Raw genomic sequence first — 21,381 nt, 5'->3', positions numbered from 1 at the left:
AAAGCGGCTGCAAATATAAAAAACTTTTTTACCGTATCACAAATCTTTTTTGAAAAAAATTTATCCCAACTAACAATAAAAAAATAACAACCTATATCTCTCAACTACTCCCCTCAAAAACGGCTGCAAATATAAAAAATCAATCCTAATTACAACCACATTAACCAACCCTTTCTCATCTTTAATCCGCAAAAAACTATAACATAACTAGTTAGGAAGGGAAAACAAATGCATTAGGCAGGGACAAAACAAACTTTTTTACAAAAAGAAGTTCCAAACCAGCCCAAATCTTACGATAAAATCCCGATAAGGGTTATTGGGAGCAGCATAAAAATTGAAGCCTGTGAATGAAGAATTGAAGTGTTCAGCTTTTAAATATATTCTGGTTTGTTGAACTCTGGCATTAATAAAAAAGTCTATAAGAGGAAAACCGCCTATTTCTTCAGAATTTTGAGAAAAGAATTCGGCTATTAAAGGGTTGTATCCATCTGCATAATATGATGTAAAATATTTAAATGTGAACCCGGTTTGCACAAACATCGCCTTTTTAAAAAGATGATCTGAGAAATAAAACGTATTTCTGGTCACAAACTGAGGCACGTTTAGTATGTCCTGGTCCTGTGTTACATTTTGATACATAAATGTATTAGCCAGTGCAAATTTCCCAAATCTAAACTCGTTGGTAAGTTTTACTTTTAAATAGTTAATGGTCCCTTCACTTTGAAACGGCGATATCTGAGCGCCCTCATCTGCAGAAACAGGAGCAAAATAGGTATAATTGTCAATCACACTATAATTCGCCTGCAGATCAAACCATTTGAACAAATTGAAATTGGTGAAGATCCCGGCTGTTTCCTGTTTATTAAAACTATCTGTATTCTGCCAGTTGTAGCTCTGGTAGTTGCTTTGATATAAAAGAAAGTTGAAATCAGGCATTCGCGACCTGCTATAAATACCTGCTTTAAAAAAGCCTTTATCCTTAAGATCATATGAAAGGGCTGCTTTGAGTGATGTTCCTCCCAAATCTCCTGAAATATTAGTTGCCCCGTCAACATGCAAAGCAAAGCCTTTTATTTGTTTATGCCATGCTGCTTTTAAACCAAACTCTTCTCCCTTAAGCTGATTGGTAATAACACCTTCACTGGTAAACAGGATGCTTTTGAAAAAGTAGTCATAATTATAAGAAATCGCACCAAATGAAAGTTTTCCTGTTATTTTACTGTCGTAATGAGCGGTCAATTCGTTATACATGGTCCTTAACTGAATTCTGTCCAGGAGGTCTGAATTTTCAAAAGAAGCCCCAAAAAAGTCGTTAGCATCATCCTGTTCAAAACGATATACTTTGGTCTCGTAATTAAACGCATGCTCGAGACTAAGACGGGAATAACTTGTAGAATCACGATACTCACGTAACGTATATTCCTGGTCAAAATAATATCGCTTTCCCAGTAGTTTGTTTTCAGCATCCTGAAAAACAACATCAATTCGGGATCTGTCTGTAAACTCATCTTCTCCGGATTCAAACTGTTCCTTTTCAGTAATACCCCCATTCTCCTGGTTGGCAATATCCTGTGATACAAAATGTGCCCTTAACAAATACCGGTTATTTTTAGATCTGTAATTGGCTGTAAGCCTGAAATTACCAACACTCGATCTAATATTTTGATACTTCCCAAGGGAACGTAGTCCTTTATTGGCTATCGAGAAATTAAATCGTTCTGAAGTATTGGCCGTAAAAAAACCATCGGCCAACTGGCCTTGTTCCATAGCGCTCCTGAAGAGCAATTCTGTTGTGGGTGTGGGAACTCTGTAATAGCTAATATCTTCGGCCTGCATATAGTTAAAATGCTTGGCTTTGGCCCCTATTTGCGGAAAAAGAGTTCCTTCGGCCATGGCATACCCAAGTTTATTATAAGGCTGCCCCAGGTTGGAGAAGGGCAAAAGTTCAAAATCATCCCTTCTCAGATAGTTAAACTTATAGTCTTTTTGAATGGTAAGGGTTGTATCAAAATGTGCGGTATCTCTTTCAACGGAAATGATCTGGTAGTCTTTTATAGATATATCAGTATCATTATTTTTTTTGTTTTTTTTTAGTTTGGCTGGCGGCATCTCTTCTGAAGCAATGGGGATGTCCTGTGCCAAACCAAACCTACCTATAGCGAATAAAAAGAGTAGAGTTAAAAAACGCCTCATTAAAAAAGAATTTTAAAGGCAAAGTTATAGTATTTGAATGAATATAAAACAGAAATGAAATTTTAAAATAAAAAAGAAACCGCCAAATAATATTTGACGGTTTTCATATTGTTAAGATAACAGTATTTACATATAATACTGCAATTTAATGACAGCTTTTAAGGCTGTTTAAGCAGGTGGAAAACGTGAGCGTTTCCTCCAAGTGAACCTCCAAAATCAAGACTCACCTGAATAATACCCACACAGGTTAGCACTCTACCTCCGGGCTGAAATCTATAGGTATTAGGTGAAGAAAATACCTGTGATGCTATTTTGGTTTCATCAACGGCTGTAACAGCTCCTGTTTCAGGATCTATAGTAATAATAAGATCTTCAGCACCTTCTGTAATATACGTACCTCCAACAATTGTTAACTGGTTCTCACCGGGGCCCGCAATAACTTCTCTGTCGAAATCCGTTTCACCAAAGAAAGCGGCAAAAGTAGATCGTGTTACAGTGTAGCTCCCGGGAAGAGTATCTAACTGTACATCAGGACATCTTACATCTAATCCGATTTCCAGTTCAGATCTTGATTCTGCCAAAATTTCTGCCCCTTCAACGGAAACCAGGTTTAAAGCAATGAAATCTGATGAACCAGGGAGAACATCTGAGCCAAATGTTGTGACTATAATGTCTACTGTAAATTCTCCTGCTGGAATTACGGGATTTAATGTACTAATTGAATAGTAAGACTCATCTAAGGTAGTCTCATCAAGATCCACCTCTAACACAACTGCTCTATCACTATCAGACACAGTAGATACACCTATTGTAAAGGTATTCTCAGTATCCTCGGCAGGGTTAAAAATAACTGTAGGCGATTCTGTTGGGTTACTAAACCCTGCGATTGCCCGGCCATTTCTGGCATCAAAAATCTCAATATCATTATCGGCACATGAAGTAATAGCTAATACTGCTATTACCATTACCGATAGTTTATTTAATATTTTTTTCATTTTATACATTTTTAGGAGAATTAGTATTAATAACCATCATTCTGCTCCATATTGACGTTTGCATTGATCTCGTCAATTGGAATTGGGAACTGGAATCTAAAATTACCTACTGGTAATGTAAGGAATTCAGGAGGTGTTCCACTCCCGTCAATTAAATCACCGTTGTTGGAACGGTTAACACTTTCTCCTCTTCTTTTAATATCAAAAAACCGATGTCCTTCAAAAGAAAGTTCCACTCTTCTTTCAAATTGAATAGCATCTTCAAGATCCTGGCCGGTTTCACCTCCGGTGTAGGAGCTGTAACGAAGATCTCTCAAAGTGTTAAGTGTTTGAAGTGCCTGAGGCTCCTGCCCCAATTCAAACTGTGCCTCAGCTTTATTAAGTACAACCTCCGCAGCTCTTAATACTTTAATATCGATCCTACCATTTACCTGACCAGGCTCACCCAGAAACTTGGTTATGGCATTGTAGTCGTTCCCATCTTGTGTACCTACAAACTGCATAACAGACTTTCTTATATCATTGTCATTAATTGAATTAAAGAATTCAAAGTCTATTACATATTCTGATCTGGTACTGGTTATTTCGCCTGTATCAGGATCTAGACTACTTTGACTGTAAAGTACCCCTACATTAGCAAAACCAGCCTCTGAAGTGGTATTTACAGAAAATTCCATAACCACCCCTGCCTCACTGGCATCTCTATAAACATCAGGAAGCTGTGCACCGGTAGCCATGGGTACGCTCACTTCATCAGCCGCATCTATAGCTTTTTGGTATTCTCCGTTGTAAAGATAAATTCTGGATAAAAAGCCATAAACAGCATCTCTGTTAAACCTACCTTCACCATTATCATCACCTATCAAAGAAGCAGCTCTTTCCATATCTCCTATGATCTCAGTGTAGTTATCTGCAACCGTTTCACGAGCAGGCTGCGCAAATGGATCTCCGGTGTCGCCATCTTCAACTTTTAAATACACAATACCTAAAGAAGAATTTGCATCAGTACTTTGTGTTGGTATTTTGGCATAAATTCTGGCAAGGTCAAAGTGCGCAAGGGCTCTCCCTGCTAAAGCCTGCCCCAGAATATTATCTTTATCTGGCCCATCAGACAAATTATCAATTTGTCCAATTATAACGTTAGCTGCATTTATAGCTTCGTAGCACTCACTCCAATATAGTGCCACAGCACCTCCGAAATTGGGTACGTAGCGATAATCATAATAATCCTCATTGGATCGTCTTCCAGTTTGTGCGAGAATTACATTATCTGCTAAAATGTCTGGAATACCATATAAACCAGAACCGGAACTGGCATAATAGTTCCAGAATTGACTGTTAATTCCATTCACACCATTCTGGAACGCCGAAACACTGTTAAAAAATGTCGCCGGATCTCCCTCTGTAAAAGGCGTGAGCTCATTTATCTCATCATCACACCCAAAAAAGGCGAATGATAGAAACAAAGCGTATAAAAGTTTTATATTATTTTTCATATCTATGCTTTTACTAAATCTTTTTTTCAATTAAAATCCAACTTCTATACCGAATGTATAAAAACTTCTTTGAGGATAACTAAACAAAGCAAACTCACCGGGAACAAAACCATCATCTCCAGGCTCAGCTGTTTCAGCAGAACCTAAACCAATTTCAGGATCACCGTTATAATTGGTAATAGTCCATAAATTTTGTCCGGAAGCAAAAAGTCTAAGTGAGCTTATTCCAAAATCTCTTAAATACTTGCTAGGGAAATTGTAATCTACGGTAAGTGTTCTAAGTCTTATAAAATCTCCTCTTTCCAGGAATCTGGTTGAAGTCTGATCTGATGTGGTCTGGAACAACGGACTAGGGTGAACGTTTTGATCACCGGGCTGTTTCCAGTAGTTGAAAGCCTCAACTCTCTGATTGAAATTAATACTTCCAATAGCTATACCTGCCGAACGCTGGAAGTTAAGAATGTAATTTCCTCTTCTGTAAGCAAAGTCAGCACGTATTCCAAATCCTTTATAAGAGAATGATGTATTAAAACCTCCCTCAAAATCAGCCACTGGTGACTTTCCTTCAAGCAATGTCTGGAAACCAGGACTAAATTCGTTGGTTACATTACCATCAAGATCACGATATAATGGCTCTCCATTGGCAGGATTTACTCCGGCATAACGTACCAGGAAGAAAGAGTTAATCTCTTCACCCTCTCTCAATATGGTATTACCCCGAATAATATCATTTCCATCAACTAAGGAAACTACTTCATTATCGATGAAGGTACCGTTAAAACCAACTGACCATCTAAGATCCTGAGACCTTATAATATCTGCATTCAATGTTATTTCAATACCTGAGTTCTGAACCTCTCCCACATTTTGGAATACTGCATTATCTTCATCACCTACTGTTTGAGAAATAGGCCTGTTCAAGAGAAGGTCTTTTGAATTTTTCTTAAAGTAGTCAACCACACCGGTAACTCGGTCATTAAACAGACCAAATTCCACACCAATATCGAGAATAGCCTGAGACTCCCACTGAATCGCTGGATTACCCACTCCTAAAGGAATAGCTGTGGTGAAACCATTGTAGGTACCAAACCCTAGACGATCCAGGAACTGGAAATCTGGAATATTCTGGTTACCGGAAGTACCGTATGACGCTCTTAATTTTAAGTTGTTAAACACAGAACCTTCCATAAAGCTTTCACGGGCGATGTTCCAGGCCGCACTGGCACTAAAGAACGTTCCGTACTTGTTATCTTCACCAAATCTTGTTGATCCATCACGTCTGATCGAACCGGAAACAATGTATTTCCCATCGTAATCATAATCTAAGAACAAACCTTGAGAGAATAATGCTCTTCTCGATTCTCCAGAACCTGAAGCCGTAGGCTCAGCAGACACATCCTGATAAGGGAAGTCCGGACTTGGGAAACCTCTGGCAGTAACGAATAAGTCGGTAAAAATACGCTCATTATATTCCATAAGGAACCCGACCTGAACATTGTGCACATCGTCAAAAACATCTGAATATGTTAAAACGTTGTTCACGTTATATTCAAGGTTCATTGAGAAGTTATCAGTTTGTGTTCCCGGGAAATTAGAATCTCCTATGAATCCCTGAAGCACCCCTCCGGGTAATGATCTGGTAGTTCTATTAAAACGGTTGCTGGTAGCACCTACCGTGAATCGGTTTGAGAATTTGTCTGAAAACTTAATATCAGCGAAAAGACTACCTAAGATCAGGAAGTTCCTGTTATCTTCAGGCTCTGTCTGTAATGCCAAAGCTATAGGGAAGTTAGTGGTTGTAGGGTTAAATACGGGTTCTCCCTGAGAATCTACAACTACATCGCCATTTCCGTCTCTTAAAAATAATGGATCCCACGGGTTGTAATCATACATCGCCCTAAACGGGTTTTGAACATTGTTTCTATCCCTGGGAAGATCTGAAGTATTTCTGGCAAGTGATATGTTTGCTCCTATTTCCAACCACTCTTTTGCTTTATATGTAGTATTCAAACGAGCAGAAATCCTTTCAAAACCATCTATTCTGTCAATAATACCTGAATCTTTATCATACGCTAAAGAAAGGAAATAGGTAAGACGATCATCTCCTCCTGATACAGAAAGTGAGTTATTCTGAATAACAGAAGTTCTTAATAATTCTTCTTCCCAGTTCGTATCAAACGAACGGAATCTTGCCACGGTAGCAGCATCTTGTGCGCCTGGCAGTGCCTGAGCAGCTTCTACTCCTAGTGCCGCAAATTGTCTTTCCAACTCTAATTTCTGACTGGCGTTCATTAAATCGAACGGATCAGGGATCCTTTTGGAAAAACCGTAAGAAGAACGGAATACAACGCGTGCATCACCTGATTTTCCTTGTTTTGTAGTAATTACAACCACACCATTTGCACCCCTGGAACCATATTTGGAAACAGTTGCTGCATCTTTTAAGATAGAGAAACTTTCAATATCTCCGGGAGGTATGTTGTTTAGAAAATCATTACTTACCGGTATCCCATCTACAATATACAGAGGGTTGGTACTGGCATTGATCGAACCTGCACCCCGTATTTGTACAAATGCGGTTTGTCCCGGCCTACCGTTAGCAGCAGTTACCTGAACACCGGCAGCCTGACCTTGTAGAATATTATCCAAACTGGTCGTTGGCACAAATGCTTCGATTTTCTCTGCAGATACCGTTGATATAGCAGATGTACTCAACTCCTTAGACCTGGTACCATATCCTACTACAACAACTTCTTCAAGAGCCTGTGCATCTTCTTCCATTTGAACGTTTATCACATTCGAACTAGTCACTACTCTCTCTGCATTTTTCAATCCAATGTAGGTAAATACCAATGTTTGACCAACATTAACAGAAATAGAATAGTTTCCGTCAAAGTCAGTTTGTGTTCCTTTGGTAGTACCTTTAACCACAACGTTAACTCCAGGTAACGGCAAACCCGTTTCGTCGGTCACGTTACCTGTAACAGTTTTTTCCTGTGCAAATGAGATTTGCACTACTAACGCCAACAATAGCGTTAACATCCAAGTAAACTTTGATCTCATATTTAATTAATTTGATTTAGTCAGTGGCAAACTTCTTAATAATTTCTTAATAAAACAAATAAAAGCGGTAAGCCAGATGTTAAAAAGCATAAAGAATTTTAAAAATTTGTCGTTTTTAAAACAAAAGCATAAGTTTATTGAAAAAACCTACTCATGACTTTACTTTCTAATTTTTCTGAAAGAAAAGGCCTGGAAGCCGGTACAGATGAAGCTGGAAGGGGATGCCTAGCCGGACCGGTAACTGCGGCGGTCGTAATTTTGAGATCATCCTTTATCTGCAACGACCTCAATGACTCAAAACAACTTACTGCCACACGTAGAGACCTCATTAAAACGTTAATAGAGCAAGAGGCATTTTCATTTGCGGTATCACATGTATCTCCTCTTGAAATAGACGAAATGAATATTCTTAATGCCTCTATAGAGGCTATGCACCGAAGCCTTGGCAAACTTTCTGCAAAACCCGGTTTCATTATTGTTGACGGTAACCGGTTTAAACCTTTCGAAAAAATTCCTTATGAATGTATTATAAAAGGGGATGCAAAATATATGAGTATCGCAGCAGCTTCGGTTCTTGCCAAAACCTACAGGGACGCTTATATGGCAAAAATTCACGAAGAATACCCCATGTACAACTGGATTCAAAATAAAGGATACCCCACCCGGGAGCATCGTGAAGCTATCAGAAAATACGGAATTACTGAATATCACAGAAAAAGCTTCAGACTATTGCCGGAACAATTGAAGTTAGCATTGTGATTTTCTATTTTTGTAGCAAATAGGGAAAAATGAAAAAAACACTTATTGCTTTACTGTTTTTGATTACAGGGTGTAATCCTACAGAAAAAAAGGTTTCAGGACTTACCAGTTACATTCCTCAAAATACTTTTGCAATACTCCAGGTAAACGATTTTACTTCTTTTAAAAGTGAATTAAAAAACAATCAGTTCATTAAACCCCTGGCCGAGAGCCCTACCGGCATTCGTTTTAATGAATTGTTGAATCATTTAGATCTTCTAGATCCGGAAACCGAATTTATCTTATGCTTTAATGAAGTAGGGAAAGATAATTTTGAATACACAGTTATTACGCAATACAACGACCAGCTTTTTATAACTGATTCTCTGCAGGATGTACGTTCTGAAAGGTTTGAATATGACAATGCTTTTATTGACAGAGTGGTAACACGCAATAACACCACTTATCACACCAAAATAAAAGACAAAGCAGTTATTTCATCTTCAAAACTGGTAATTGAAAATCTTATACGGCAACAGGAATTGAACACACTTTCTGATGTGAAGGGATTAAAGAAGGTTTTTGCAACTGTTAATACAGACATCTCTGCAAATGTTTTTCTAAAAGGTGAAAAATTCTACGATTTTTTGAGTAGCATCTTTCCCGGCGTCCAGCATTTTGAAGAACAAATCCCGGCCGAATGGGTAGCTTTTGACCCTCTTATTGACCAAAAACAATTGTTGTTAAGCGGTATTGCAATTCCGGGAGACTCTACTAAAACCCTCCTTTCTATCTTTAAAAATACCAATCCGTCAGAGAACAACCTTCCTGAAATCACTCCTCTTTCGGCCCGGGCCGCTATTTCGTTTACTTATGACACCTGGGAAGAAGTTCGTAAAAACCTTAGTGCTTACAGTGACAAAATAAAAAATGAAAAAAATGATTTTTTTGATTTTTCCAGTGAAATAGGACTTATTTATCATGAACAGGGCATCTGTGTAGGTGTTCATTTTACTAATATTGAAGCTGCCAAAACCTCATTGGAAAACCAAAGTAGCCTGATCGAAGAGCATCGCAATACCAGGATCTACCGTATGGAAAACTTTAGCCTTTTGGCCGACCATCTTTTTCCTCTGGTATCAAATGTAGCTGCTAACTTTTACACAACTGTTGATCACTTTATGGTGTTTGCAGACCAACCCGAAAAACTATATCCCATTATTGATAACTATCAAAACCAAAGCACCCTTAAAAGGAGTTCGGCTTATAAAGAGATACAAGCACACCTTAATGATAAGGCTTCAGTGCTTATACTGGGCGTAAATCCGGGAATGAAAGAAATAGTTTCCCAAACCGTACAAGAGCGCTATCAAAAAGACATTGCTTCTTTGAATGTTAAAGAATATCCCATAGCAGCCCTACAATTTATATCTGATAAAAATTTTTTACACACCAACGCTTTTATTAAACAACAGGATCAAAGGCCCTTAGAGGGTGTGGCATCTCAAATACTAAGTATTGCTTTAGATAATGATCTGGCAACAGACCCCGTATTTGTTCAAAACCACCGTACCAAAGAAAAAGAGATTGTTGTACAGGATGTACGTAACCATTTATATTTAATAAGTAACCAGGGAAAAATATTGTGGAAAAAAGAACTGGATGGTAAAATTCTGGGGCGAATACAACAGGTGGACCTCTACCGCAATGGAAGATTACAACTTGCTTTTGCTACAGATTCATCTATATATGTCATAGATCGTAACGGTAACACAGTGGCACCTTTTCCCATTGCATCTTCTAAAAAAATTACGCAACCGCTGGCCATTTTTGACTATGATAAAAATCACAACTACCGGTTCCTAATATGTCAGGGTAGCTCATTGAGCATGTTCACCAAAAATGGTGAGGTAGTAAAAGGTTTTGGTTTTACAAAGGCCAAAAGTGTTTTTACGGCACCCCCCAAACATTTAAGAGTGTCTGGCAAAGATTATCTAATTTTTAGTGAAAAAGAACAGATCTCTATCAGAGACCGCAAAGGCAACCATCGCATCAAACCTAAAAGCAAGGTTACTCCCTCAGGAAATGAGATATATTGGTACAATAACCAAATAACTACCACCGACACGGAGGGAAATCTTGTTCAAATTGATTTAAAAGGCGCTATAGAAAAGAAAAGTTTGGGATTAAAGGAAAATCACCAAATTGATGCTACTGCTAAAACACTGGTTACTTTTTCTGACAATGAATTGACCATTAAAGGTAAAAAGATAGAATTGGATTTCGGGATTTACACCGCTCCCAGAATATTTTATATACAAAATAAAATTTACATCTCAATTACCGACACAGACGCGAACAACACGTATCTTTTTGATAGTCAAGGAATGCCCATAGCAAATTTCCCCGTATATGGCAATAGTTCAATAGATCTTAATGATATAGACAATGACCAGAAGATAGAAGTCGTTACAAAAGGAGAAGACAATACCTTACTTGTATATAGAATAAACTAGGTGAGCTGTTACTCAAAACCTATCTACTAATTATTATACTACCCCGGGTTCTGTTTTGTTGCCAGAATGAATATCTGGCCGGATGAAGAAAATGGTTTTGAGCGAAACGCAAATCGTACTTCATTAAGTCTTCCGTTTTGCCAGTATGTTAACATTGGTATTTCCACAAATAAATATGCCAACGACAAACAAATATCCGGAACACCGTACAAAAGGGAACGCGGCAGGTAATGAGAGGGTTTGTTCATGCTTCAATAGCTGTAAACAAAAGCACTTTAAGACTGTGGATCAATAAAAAAATTGATACCTCCGACCGGTTAACGAAGGAAAAGCCAATTACATAAAACTACACTCTACAGGATTTAAAAATGGAGTCTGGCAGGTTTTATTTCCAATTTCAAAATAACCGAAGGAGGAGACGATTATCGAAGTATGCTGAAGAAAGACGGAAAGTTTAGCACTACGGATATCCTTATCAAATTCAGGTCTGCAATGGTTAAAACCCAGATCTTATGGTGTTCTTAAGGCAATTGCTCTGGTGTTGAAAGATGAGAAAGGTAAGATCAATGTCGTAGCACATACGAATGCCGACGTAATGAAAAGTTCTACCTCAACCTTTCTCTACAAATAGCAAATACTGTAAAAAATATATTAGTCAATGATCTTGGCCTTCCCAATTCAACTATTACCACTTATGGAAAAGGAGAACAGGAGCCTGTGGCAGAGACCATCATACTGCTTGGGGTAAAGTGCAAAACAGAAGAGAGAAATGTTCATTAGAGAATACCCTAAGCCATACTTATATTTTTTAGCTCTGGTTTTCTTTTAAGCTCCGGTTTTTTCTTTAACAAAATGTGCTTCAAAAAGTTGTTCAAAATGAAAGAGCAGTTTTTCTTTAACTTCATTTAAAGGAACTTCAGGCACCCCAAGCTCTACATTAAGAGAAGTTACTGCTTTTTCCTTAATGCCGCAGGGTATGATATTATCAAAATACCCCAAATTTGCATTTACGTTTAAAGCAAAGCCATGCATGGTGACCCAACGTGAAGCCCTAACGCCCATAGCACAAATTTTTCGTGCAAAAGGAGTACCTACATCCAACCAAACGCCCGTTTCTCCCTCACTACGTGTGGCCGATAAATCGTATTCCTTTAAAACCCGGATCACCATTTCTTCTAAAAACCTCAAATACTTGTGAATGTCTGTAAAAAAGTTGTCCAGATCAAGAATAGGGTACCCTACGATCTGCCCGGGACCGTGATACGTTATATCACCTCCTCTGTTTATTTTGTAAAAAGTGGCACCTCTGGTTTTTAACTCACTTTCTGCCAATAACAAATTACTCATATCACCACTCTTACCTAAAGTATAGACATGAGGGTGCTCTACAAACAAAAAATAATTGGGAGTTTCATGCTGTGTGCCCTGTCTCCGGTTGGCAATTTTCCTGTCCAGGATATTCTTAAACAAGGTTTCCTGATATTCCCAGGTCTCCCCGAAATCTTTATACCCTAAGTCTTCCAGTATAACGCTCTTGTTCATGCCACAAAGGTACAACAACCCTTTTATATACGCATTGGTTACTGCGTACGGTTAATTCTCAAGAATCACTTCGATATTTAATATTTCCGGATTGTTCATAAAGTCCATAAAAGGCACTTCATAGACAAGTGTTTTGCCATCTTCGCTTATCTGAGCTTCTTTAACTGAAACTGATTTGATCTTTTTGGGAAAATGATAGGTAAGTGTATATTTTGAGCTGCTTAAAAAGGTCTCCATACGACCCAGGCTATCAATATTTCGTTGAAGTAACTCATAATCCAGTACTTTTGCCGTTCTCTTAAAAACGTTCTTAGAAAGCGTATATGATATTTCGGTTGCATCTCCTGAATTCAATGCATCTGCAGACTCATTTGTACGGGCACCCTGCATACCGAAAGCACTCGCGTTTTGAAATGCACCAAAAACATCAGAAAGTTCAGAAACACTGGTAAAATCAGTATATAGGTCCAGTTTCATCTCTTTTGTTTTCTCATTCATGAGAACGTGCATAAAAAATGGCTCCAACTTCTGCAATCTTGCCTGCTCCTGAGGAGATAGATGAGCAATACTGTCTTTTTTATCTTCCAGTAGCTTACTAAACGAAATGACAGAGTCCATTGGTTTTTCGCCCCCTTCTTTATCGGTACTGCTAGTACCTTGCATCTGTAATAGTTCAGAACCATCAAATTTAATAGACATTCGCCCACTTCCATCTTCATTAAGGTAAAGCTCTTCAGAAAAGTTACAGGACAGAACTGCTATTGTTAAGATCAATAGCATACATGAATACATCTTTTTCATAAAATGCTAATTTTTGGGGTTATTAAGTATGATCAAAGCAGCTATGACACCAGGTATCCAACCACACAACCATAAGATAAATACGATAAGAATAGAGCCACAGCCCTTATCGAGAACAGACAGTGGAGGAAAAATTATAGCCAGTAAAACTCTCCAGAAACTCATTCAATTTGTTTTAAATATAACGGCCTGAAGATATAAAAATATGTGATAACCCGAAAATATTGTAAGGTATTGTTAACATCACCTATTTTAGCTCTCAATAGTTCACTATCGGCCCTTCTAATACGTTTCATATTTTCCTTAATAGATGGTTTATGCCAGGAAAAGTTTTAAGTACCTGTTGCATTTAAAGAAGTTAGTTAGCTGTTTATGAAAATCTATGCAAATGCCTATCTTTGCGCATTCAAAAAATATTAACTCATTCTAAGCGTATTATGCAGCTTTCTGAACAGGAAATTATAAGAAGAGAAAAACTAGCCAAATTACGTGCTTTGGGAATAGAAGCATATCCCGCGGCATTATATCCCGTGAGCCACAATTCCAGGCAGATAAAAGAGCAGTTTGAAGAGGGGCAAAAAGTAGTTATTGCCGGAAGGCTCATGTCTTCCAGAGTTCAGGGAAAAGCTTCTTTTGCAGAATTACAGGATCACGAAGGGCGCATTCAGCTCTACCTTAATCGTGATGTAATTTGTCCTGATGAAGACAAAAGCCTGTATAATGACGTTTTTAAGAAACTTATTGATCTGGGAGACTTTTTGGGAATAGAAGGTACTCTTTTCACCACGCAAGTGGGTGAAAAAACGGTTATGGTCAATAACTTCACACTGCTTAGCAAATCGCTGCGCCCTTTACCACTTCCAAAAGTAGATGCCGAGGGAAAAACACATGATGAGTTTAACGATCCTGAGCAGCGGTATCGTATGCGATATGTAGATCTGGTAGTGAATCCTCACGTAAAAGAAACATTTAAAAAAAGGTCGTTGTTATACAATGCCATGCGCGAATACTTTAATGCCCACGGGTATTTTGAAGTAGAAACCCCGGTGTTACAGTCTATTCCCGGAGGTGCTGCAGCCCGCCCTTTTATAACGCATCACAACAGCCTTGATATTCCGCTATACATGCGAATTGCCAATGAGTTGTATTTGAAACGGCTTATTGTAGGCGGTTTTGAAGGCGTATATGAATTCTCCAAAAACTTCAGGAACGAAGGAATGGATCGTACACATAATCCCGAGTTTACAGTTATGGAGATCTATGTAGCCTACAAGGATTATAAATGGATGATGGAGTTTACTGAAAAATTACTGGAACACGCAGCCATTGCCGTTAACGGAACCACCAAAGCTGTTTTTGGTTCTCATGACATAGATTTTAAAGCGCCCTATCAAAGGGTTACCATGACCGATGCTATTAAAAAGTACACCGGTTTTGATATTACGGGTAAAACCGAAGAAGAATTGCGAAAGGCTGCTTTAGAAATGGGCATTGCTATTGATGACAGTATGGGAAAAGGAAAGCTCATAGATGAAATATTCAGCGAAAAGTGTGAAAATAATTTTATTCAACCTACTTTTATTATAGATTATCCCAAAGAGATGAGTCCTCTTTGTAAAACGCACAGAGAAGATCCGGACCTCACCGAACGATTTGAACTCATGATATGTGGCAAGGAAGTAGCTAACGCTTATTCAGAACTCAATGACCCTATCGATCAGCGAGAGCGATTTGAAGCGCAATTAAAGCTTTCTGAAAGAGGAGATGATGAAGCTATGTTTATTGACCATGACTTTCTAAGGGCTCTTGAATTTGGAATGCCTCCTACCAGTGGGCTGGGAATAGGTATGGACCGGCTGATCATGTTCCTAACCAACAATGCTTCTATTCAGGAAGTATTGTTCTTCCCGCAAATGAAACCTGAAAAAAAGAAAGTGGAAATGACACTTGAAGAAATGGATATTTTTTCTCATCTGGAAGAAGGTGAAAGAAAATTGCTGCAGGACGTAAAACAAACTTCGGGCCTGTCAAATAAGAAATGGGACAAAGCTCAGAAAGGTTTGGTTTCTAAGGGTTTGATAAAAATAGAAAAAACAGAGGAAGGGCTTTTTGTAGAAATAGTATAAAAACCCGGAATGAATGGTAAAACAAACGCTGAAAAAAACTTTTTAGCGTTTTGCTTGTTTTGATAATTTGTTACTACAAAAATAACGTGTTGGGGAGGCTCAAAAGCCTATGAACCTGTTATACTTCTTCCGCAACATAGGCCTTGCTATTTGCATCATAGTACAACAGAAGCATGTCACCTTGTTTCAAAGTTTCTTCCACACATTTTACAAAAACCATTTTAGTATTCCTGCAAATTATAATACCCTGAGTACGCCCTTTAAAAGGCTCTTCGAGCCCATTATGAAAATCAACCTTCAGGCCTCTGGCAGTTCTACTCACCAAAAGCACATTATGGCTATTCAGTTTATTTACAGCATCGGCTAATTCAGAACTGATCTCAGAAAGTACCTGAGATGCTCTCGTTTTCAAAATATGAGACTCATTACATGTGGTCAAAAAAGGAAACAAACCCACAAGCATCCATAAGAAAACCCTGAGTTTAACTTCTTTAAACATTTTGCTTCATTTGGTTGGTTATACTGTAAAGCGTTAACCTTACAGCATTTAAGGTAAAAGTATAAAAAAAATATGATTAATCCTACAAAAATAAACTTAACAAACAAAGTTGATCAATTTTTTAAATTTGTAACAAATAGTTTTTCAGGAACATACTATAAAATCGACCCTTAAAGATCTTTATGCTATTTCGAAGACTGGTAGATCTTATTGACGGATGTACCATCGAGAAAAACATCGGCAATAAGGGCATGGCCTTTTTTAATAAAAACAATAGCATAATGGTCCTGACCAGTCCCTTCTCTCACCTGCTCCCTAAAGAGGCGTTCTGCCTCATACGCTCTATACTCTTTCATATAAAAACGATTAAAGGGCAATTGAAAACTTACTTTGCCTTCATAATATCCCGTTACTTTTGCTTTTATATAAACTTCTGTATGCGAAGGTGCTTTGGAAGACACGCTTTTGATCACCGCTATACCATTTTCATCTCTGTCTAAAGCGATAAATATATCAGAGTTGTATTTCCACCCTTTTTCTTCGGTCTCAAATTCATTAAGAGCAAACGAAAGGGTAATATATTCTCCCCGAAACGGATCTGTAGGATCTACGGGTCTTATCACAAACTTAAAAGCTTCTCCATTTCGAAAAGTATCTTCGTTAGTGTATATCATATAGCCCGGCACGCTTAATTGTATAAAAGCCAGAGCAATAAAAAAGATGAAGACCCATCGTTTTTTCATGACACTCAAAGTTTATGATTATGCTTCCGTTGGTCTCTTAAGACCGAGTAGTTCGCAATAAAAAATGCAATTCCCACACCTATAAATACCAACCCCCGTATTACAAAGCTTATATGGGTATCGAAAAACCGACATACAATCAATATCGCCACTATGAGAAGTCCGTAATTAAGACGCAATAAGCTTTTTGTTCTTGCGCCCACTGCCAAAATAGAAATTCCCAATACCAGAATGAACAGGTTCAGGCAGATCATTGCCAACAGGGGGTAGCCTGTTCCCAACCAAAAAATAGCAGAAAAAGCAAAAGGAACTACCAAAAAACCATCAAAGCCTTTTCTCTTTAAAAGGTGACTGAGGCTTAAGAAAACTAAAAGAACAAAGAAAAGTGACAACAATAGCCATTCACTACCAGCATATCCCTGTAACGATGCCACCCCTTCCCAGAAAGATTGAAAACTCATGATCAGTAGCGTAATTACGGTACCAAGTGAGCCTGTTACCAGAAATCCGTTTTTGGTAATGCTCTCAATTTCAGGGGCCAGTATCGCGCCAAAAGAATATAAACAGGAAAAGAAAAGAATATAAAGCAGGAAGCCCATCTCCTCTGTTTCAACAAATGCTCCCAGACAAATGGTCATACTTATAGAAAGAAGCCATGTAATTACAAAGAATGTGTTGGAAGTAGTGTTTTTATGATACATGCGGACTATAAAAGGAACCAATATTGCCAGCAAAACCCAGTACACCCAGGGCGATTCTGCCTGATAAGAATATCCTGAAGAAACGGCCCACCAGGTTAAAAATACTAAATGTAGTATTCCCAAAGCTTTAGAAGTAAGCAAATAGATTAAGGGAGCGCAAAGTATCATCCATATTAGAAGTAAATCTTCTACCTCTCCTGGTATATGATAGATCTGGCTGATGAGGGATATGCAGGAACCTACTGCAAAAAACAAAAATGTTGCAGCCGATTCTTTCCAAACATAGTTTTTGTTATTAATAAGTACATACGCTACAATTCCTTGTCCCAAAAGCAGCGGAGAAAAGGCCAGTATTGTGCGTACGGGGCGCGAAAAATGATCCCAATTGTGAGCTAGAATAAGTATAATACCCAACCCCGTTAAGAGCGCTCCCAAAACCCCCGATACCAAAAGTAAACGGTTGGGCATTACCCCCTTGTTCTTATCATACCATGAACGAATGGCATGGGCCGTATCGGGAGATATTACCTTCTCATTTACCAGTTTTTTCAGGTCTTTTTCAAGTTTGGTACTCACTCTGTTGTTTTATAAATACGACTTACATCAAGTAAAAGCGATCAAACCCATTATCGTGCTGTAAGCTACCTATAAATGTACAATTTACTGATAGATAAAAAAACCGGTAAGCAAAAAGGAGGTATCGATTAATAGCTTAAGGAAGAATACATCTTACCGGTTTTTGGGTTGTAAGAAGATTTTGATCTGGACTATGAGTACTCATACAGGCATATACGCGGCCTGCTTCTAAAAGTTCTATATAGGATTCTCTTTCGTGCTCAAATGCAAATACTGCGGCCAGTTTATATTCAGGCATATACGCGGCTAATGGAAGCGTGTTTTCCTCACTTAGAAAAAAAATGATAAACCGGTAATCACTGCCTGTACATAGCAAATGCCCTTTAGTACGTATCTGAACACCCTGCCAGAAAACAATAGCCAATTCATTGTCCAGTTTATATGAAGTTACCTCAAAAGTTTCTATCGCCATAATGCTCATTCAATGATTGATATAGGCAAAACTACGTAGTACTCCAGCTTTTTTATAAAGGGTAAATCAGGAAAAAAGAAGGGGCTTTTCCCTGAAGAAAGTACTTAAGCCATATAAGGGAAATAAAGCAAACTTTTGACGGGTTTTGGTCATTACGTGGCGGCGGCTCCTGAAAATTCAGGAAAAAACTAACACTTACAATGAAATGATCATGGTTATTTATCGACTATTGCCATGTTATTGATCCAAAATCAAAGTCATGCACACAAACAATAACCAACCCATACTTATTTTTGACGGTTCCTGTAATTTATGCAATACTGTTGTGGATTGGGCACTTCAATCGGCCCCGGAGAATACTTTCACCTTTGTCCCTTTCCAGTCTCATGAAGGTCAGGATCTACTCGTGTTCCTGGGTTTTCCACCAGACCGGTTAGACACCCTAATTTTTATTCACCGTGACAAAATCTTAACCCACTCCTCCGCTTTTTTAACTATGGTTTCCTTTTTTCCTTACTGGAAATACCCGGCGGCCTTGTGTAAATACATACCCGCTGCTTTTAGAGATGCTTTGTATAAATATGCTTCCCAAAACCGCATACGCTGGTTTGGGTTACGCCATGATGACTGCAGTATTCACATCGAGAAATAAAGCCTGGCTCAAACCTCTGAAAAGTAATGTTTCTTTAAAAACCGGAGCAAACGTAACTCTTTTCTTGTTTGCCAGAAAATAATTACACAAATTACCGCAATGCTAACCACTCCACTCCATACAACATACAAGTAAAACCCTCTGGAAAGACCCGCTTCAAAATAAGGCAGTAGCAATACAAAGCCTATTGTATAAATCATTATCAGTATCGGGGTATATACAATGTGTAGTTTCCTTCTCCAACGGTAAAATGCAGTAATTTTTTTCATATACATTTCTGCAGATAATATAGGTTTGATATGATGCCACCTGCGAAAACTATATTTTTCCAATAGCCAGCGTAACAGTAAAACAAACACCATTAAAAACAATTTTGCAGTAAAGCCCTCGTAGTGCCATGCAGCAATAGATATAAAAAAGGAGATCAAAATACCCGCTGTGACCGCCATTATGATCATGGTATATTTATGCTGATTCTTAATTTTTTTTTGTGCATCCCTGCCTTTTTCCATAAGTTCTACAGGAGCTACAGGATTTGTTTCCTGTTGATTCCAGAGTTTTTGTATTTCTTTAAAATTATCAGGAGTCATGTTTTACACATTTTGTTAAACGTTTTTTTATTCGATGAATACGCACCCGCAGGGCCGTTTCATTAAGACCGGTTATAGAAGCTATTTCATTATATGCTGTGTTTTCAAGCACTAGCAAAATAATTAACTTGTTTACAGGTTCCAGTTGTGAGATGCAGTTATTAAGCAGTAAGATCTTTTCCTGCTGACTATCATCGGTTTGTGGTTCTGAAACTACTTGAGAAGTAACTGCTCTGGTGGTTTCGGGCTTACTTTTACGCAATTCCATAAGGCAGGTATTAACTGCAATTCGATATACCCAGGTTGTAATAGAAGACTCTTCACGAAAAGTATCCATATGCAACCAAACCTTTATAAAAACCTCCTGAACAACATCTTCTGCCACTGCTGTATCACCTTTAAAATACCCCAAACAAAGCCGGTAAACTTTGGGGTGACATATCTGGAAGATCTCATTAAAAAATTGCTCTCTATTTTTCACTTTACAGGAAGTTGCTCTTCAATTTTTTCTGAGTACCATTCAGGATCATCATACATAATAAAATGAGCCGCATTTTCAGCATAATAAAAGGTTTTATAAGGGAGTGCCGTATATTGAGCTTTATAGTTCTTGATCACTGCCTCTTTATCGGGAAAAGTGGCTGCAAGTATAACTACCGGTATTTTCAACCCGGAAAGCTCTTTCCGGATGTCTAATTTAAGTAAATCAGTATAACCATATACATAGGTCTTACGATCTGCCTGAACCATCCAGTCTGTTAATTGCTTATGATAATCTTGATTTTTACTCATAAAAGCAGCCATGTTACTGACCATATTCTTAAATGCTACGTCATCCATTTTAAGTAACTGTTGATTATAGGGATTATCATAAGTAATGTAATCCGGATCAAAATCGGGGATCATTAAAGCACCCATAGCAGGTAAAGCATCTACCACAATGATTTTCTCAAGCCGGGATTGTTCTTCAAGGCCAAGCCAGAGAGCGAGAGTGCCCCCCATACTGTGCCCAATTAAAACCGTATGGTACATGTTTTTTTCATACATGTATTTCTTTACGGCATTCTTAATACGCAAAAGCCAGTTACCTTCTACAGGTGGCACATTGCCAAATCCTGCAAAGGTAAATACGTGACATTCGTATTGTTCTGAAATCTGTTGTACAGTAGTATCCCAAACTTCAGACGTACAACTAAAACCCGGGAATAATAAAACAGGGGTCCCCTTACCTTTAATTTCTACTTCAAATTCAGGATATTGCGCAAAAAGAGAACTTGCCATAAACCATAAAAGCCCTAATAATGGCCATCTTAAAAACTTCATATTTTTGATTTTTTTATTTTACCCTTTGGATGCAGTTTACACATAATTGTTACCTCTACACATAAAAAATATGTTTTTTAGGTTTATCTGTTAAAGGAGAGTGAGATCCTGGTGTTAAGGAATAAAAAAAAGAGTGCTATAGAAGCACTCTGTCTAACTAAAATCTGAGTAAAACAAAATAAGAGTCAATTCTCTTTTTCAAAAATAGGCTGGTGTATCTATACTGCCAGGGGTGTATCTCTGTAATTTCTATCCGTTTTTTTCCTTAAGAAATTAAACCACCCTTTATCTAAAACTAAAAAGCCCTGAAAACAGGATATTTTCAGGGCTTTTTTGACTAAATCAAATTAACACT

Annotated in this window: 18 protein-coding genes and 1 pseudogene; 5 read left to right on the top strand and 14 right to left on the bottom strand. The window is 38.0% G+C overall.

Annotated elements, in window-relative coordinates; genetic code table 11:
• Positions 1-258 precede the first annotated feature (258 nt).
• The 4 genes from WAO84_RS07630 to WAO84_RS07615 form a co-directional block, all read right to left on the bottom strand.
• The gene (locus WAO84_RS07630; protein WP_340064872.1) at positions 259-2,193 is read right to left on the bottom strand and encodes a putative porin; all 1,935 of its coding nucleotides are present in this window, start codon (positions 2,191-2,193) and stop codon (positions 259-261) included.
• A 158-nt stretch (positions 2,194-2,351) separates the two neighbouring features.
• Positions 2,352-3,188, bottom strand: coding sequence for a DUF1735 domain-containing protein (locus WAO84_RS07625; protein WP_340064871.1), 837 nt, complete (start codon positions 3,186-3,188; stop codon positions 2,352-2,354).
• A gap of 26 nt (positions 3,189-3,214) precedes the next feature.
• A complete protein-coding gene (locus WAO84_RS07620) occupies positions 3,215-4,684 on the bottom strand; it encodes a RagB/SusD family nutrient uptake outer membrane protein (protein ID WP_340064870.1) in 1,470 nt (489 codons plus the stop codon).
• A 30-nt stretch (positions 4,685-4,714) separates the two neighbouring features.
• Positions 4,715-7,747, bottom strand: a complete 3,033-nt coding sequence (locus tag WAO84_RS07615) for a SusC/RagA family TonB-linked outer membrane protein (protein WP_340064868.1) — start codon at positions 7,745-7,747, stop codon at positions 4,715-4,717.
• Positions 7,748-7,900: 153 nt separating this feature from the next.
• On the opposite strand from WAO84_RS07615, the gene WAO84_RS07610 reads away from it, so the two are divergent.
• The 3 genes and pseudogenes from WAO84_RS07610 to WAO84_RS17205 form a co-directional block, all read left to right on the top strand.
• On the top strand, positions 7,901-8,506 hold the full coding sequence (locus WAO84_RS07610; protein WP_340064866.1) for a ribonuclease HII: 606 nt from the start codon (positions 7,901-7,903) through the stop codon (positions 8,504-8,506).
• A 29-nt stretch (positions 8,507-8,535) separates the two neighbouring features.
• On the top strand, positions 8,536-11,001 hold the full coding sequence (locus WAO84_RS07605; RefSeq protein ID WP_340064865.1) for a hypothetical protein: 2,466 nt from the start codon (positions 8,536-8,538) through the stop codon (positions 10,999-11,001).
• Between the two features lie 621 nt (positions 11,002-11,622).
• A pseudogene (locus WAO84_RS17205) lies at positions 11,623-11,781 on the top strand (hypothetical protein); the annotation flags it as partial.
• Positions 11,782-11,826: 45 nt separating this feature from the next.
• On the opposite strand, the gene lipB reads toward WAO84_RS17205, so the two are convergent.
• Genes lipB through WAO84_RS07590 form a run of 3 tightly spaced genes read right to left on the bottom strand, consistent with a single transcriptional unit; the run spans position 11,827 to position 13,509 of the window.
• Positions 11,827-12,543, bottom strand: a complete 717-nt coding sequence (gene lipB, locus WAO84_RS07600) for a lipoyl(octanoyl) transferase LipB (protein ID WP_340064863.1) — start codon at positions 12,541-12,543, stop codon at positions 11,827-11,829.
• 51 nt (positions 12,544-12,594) lie between these two features.
• Positions 12,595-13,344 (bottom strand): hypothetical protein, encoded by a 750-nt coding sequence (locus WAO84_RS07595; protein WP_340064861.1) that lies wholly within the window; start codon positions 13,342-13,344, stop codon positions 12,595-12,597.
• A gap of 6 nt (positions 13,345-13,350) precedes the next feature.
• A complete protein-coding gene (locus tag WAO84_RS07590; protein WP_340064860.1) occupies positions 13,351-13,509 on the bottom strand; it encodes a YqaE/Pmp3 family membrane protein in 159 nt (52 codons plus the stop codon).
• 272 nt (positions 13,510-13,781) lie between these two features.
• Between WAO84_RS07590 and lysS the strand changes: the two genes are divergently transcribed.
• Positions 13,782-15,470, top strand: coding sequence for a lysine--tRNA ligase (gene lysS, locus WAO84_RS07585; RefSeq protein WP_340064859.1), 1,689 nt, complete (start codon positions 13,782-13,784; stop codon positions 15,468-15,470).
• Between the two features lie 118 nt (positions 15,471-15,588).
• Here the strand turns inward: lysS and WAO84_RS07580 are convergent, their stop codons facing one another.
• The 4 genes from WAO84_RS07580 to WAO84_RS07565 form a co-directional block, all read right to left on the bottom strand.
• Positions 15,589-15,969: a hypothetical protein gene (locus WAO84_RS07580; RefSeq protein ID WP_340064857.1), complete on the bottom strand. Its 381-nt coding sequence runs from the start codon at positions 15,967-15,969 to the stop codon at positions 15,589-15,591.
• Positions 15,970-16,154: 185 nt separating this feature from the next.
• Entirely contained in the window at positions 16,155-16,712 is a 558-nt protein-coding gene (locus WAO84_RS07575) for a GDYXXLXY domain-containing protein (RefSeq protein WP_340064856.1), read from the bottom strand.
• 5 nt (positions 16,713-16,717) lie between these two features.
• The gene (locus WAO84_RS07570; protein ID WP_340064855.1) at positions 16,718-17,989 is read right to left on the bottom strand and encodes a DUF2157 domain-containing protein; all 1,272 of its coding nucleotides are present in this window, start codon (positions 17,987-17,989) and stop codon (positions 16,718-16,720) included.
• Positions 17,990-18,125: 136 nt separating this feature from the next.
• Positions 18,126-18,470, bottom strand: a complete 345-nt coding sequence (locus WAO84_RS07565; RefSeq protein ID WP_340064854.1) for a hypothetical protein — start codon at positions 18,468-18,470, stop codon at positions 18,126-18,128.
• Between the two features lie 250 nt (positions 18,471-18,720).
• On the opposite strand from WAO84_RS07565, the gene WAO84_RS07560 reads away from it, so the two are divergent.
• Complete coding sequence (locus tag WAO84_RS07560) at positions 18,721-19,113, top strand: thiol-disulfide oxidoreductase DCC family protein (protein ID WP_340064852.1); 393 nt, start codon at positions 18,721-18,723, stop codon at positions 19,111-19,113.
• A gap of 8 nt (positions 19,114-19,121) precedes the next feature.
• Here WAO84_RS07560 and WAO84_RS07555 read toward each other — a convergent pair whose 3' ends face one another.
• From WAO84_RS07555 to WAO84_RS07545, 3 genes are read right to left on the bottom strand one after another with little or no spacing between them, the layout of a single operon-like run.
• Entirely contained in the window at positions 19,122-19,703 is a 582-nt protein-coding gene (locus WAO84_RS07555; protein WP_340064851.1) for a hypothetical protein, read from the bottom strand.
• A complete protein-coding gene (locus WAO84_RS07550; protein ID WP_340064850.1) occupies positions 19,693-20,184 on the bottom strand; it encodes an RNA polymerase sigma factor in 492 nt (163 codons plus the stop codon). Before WAO84_RS07550 ends, WAO84_RS07555 begins: the two co-directional genes overlap by 11 nt.
• Positions 20,181-21,026 carry an alpha/beta fold hydrolase gene (locus tag WAO84_RS07545; protein WP_340064849.1) on the bottom strand — a complete coding sequence of 282 codons (846 nt, stop codon included), beginning with the start codon at positions 21,024-21,026 and terminating at the stop codon, positions 20,181-20,183. The genes WAO84_RS07550 and WAO84_RS07545 overlap by 4 nt, the downstream gene beginning before the upstream one ends.
• Between the last annotated feature and the right edge of the window lie 355 nt (positions 21,027-21,381).

The sequence above is a fragment of the Ascidiimonas aurantiaca genome (assembly GCF_037646345.1).
Classification (GTDB): domain Bacteria; phylum Bacteroidota; class Bacteroidia; order Flavobacteriales; family Flavobacteriaceae; genus Ascidiimonas; species Ascidiimonas aurantiaca.
This window is presented reverse-complemented; position numbering and strand designations above follow the sequence as displayed.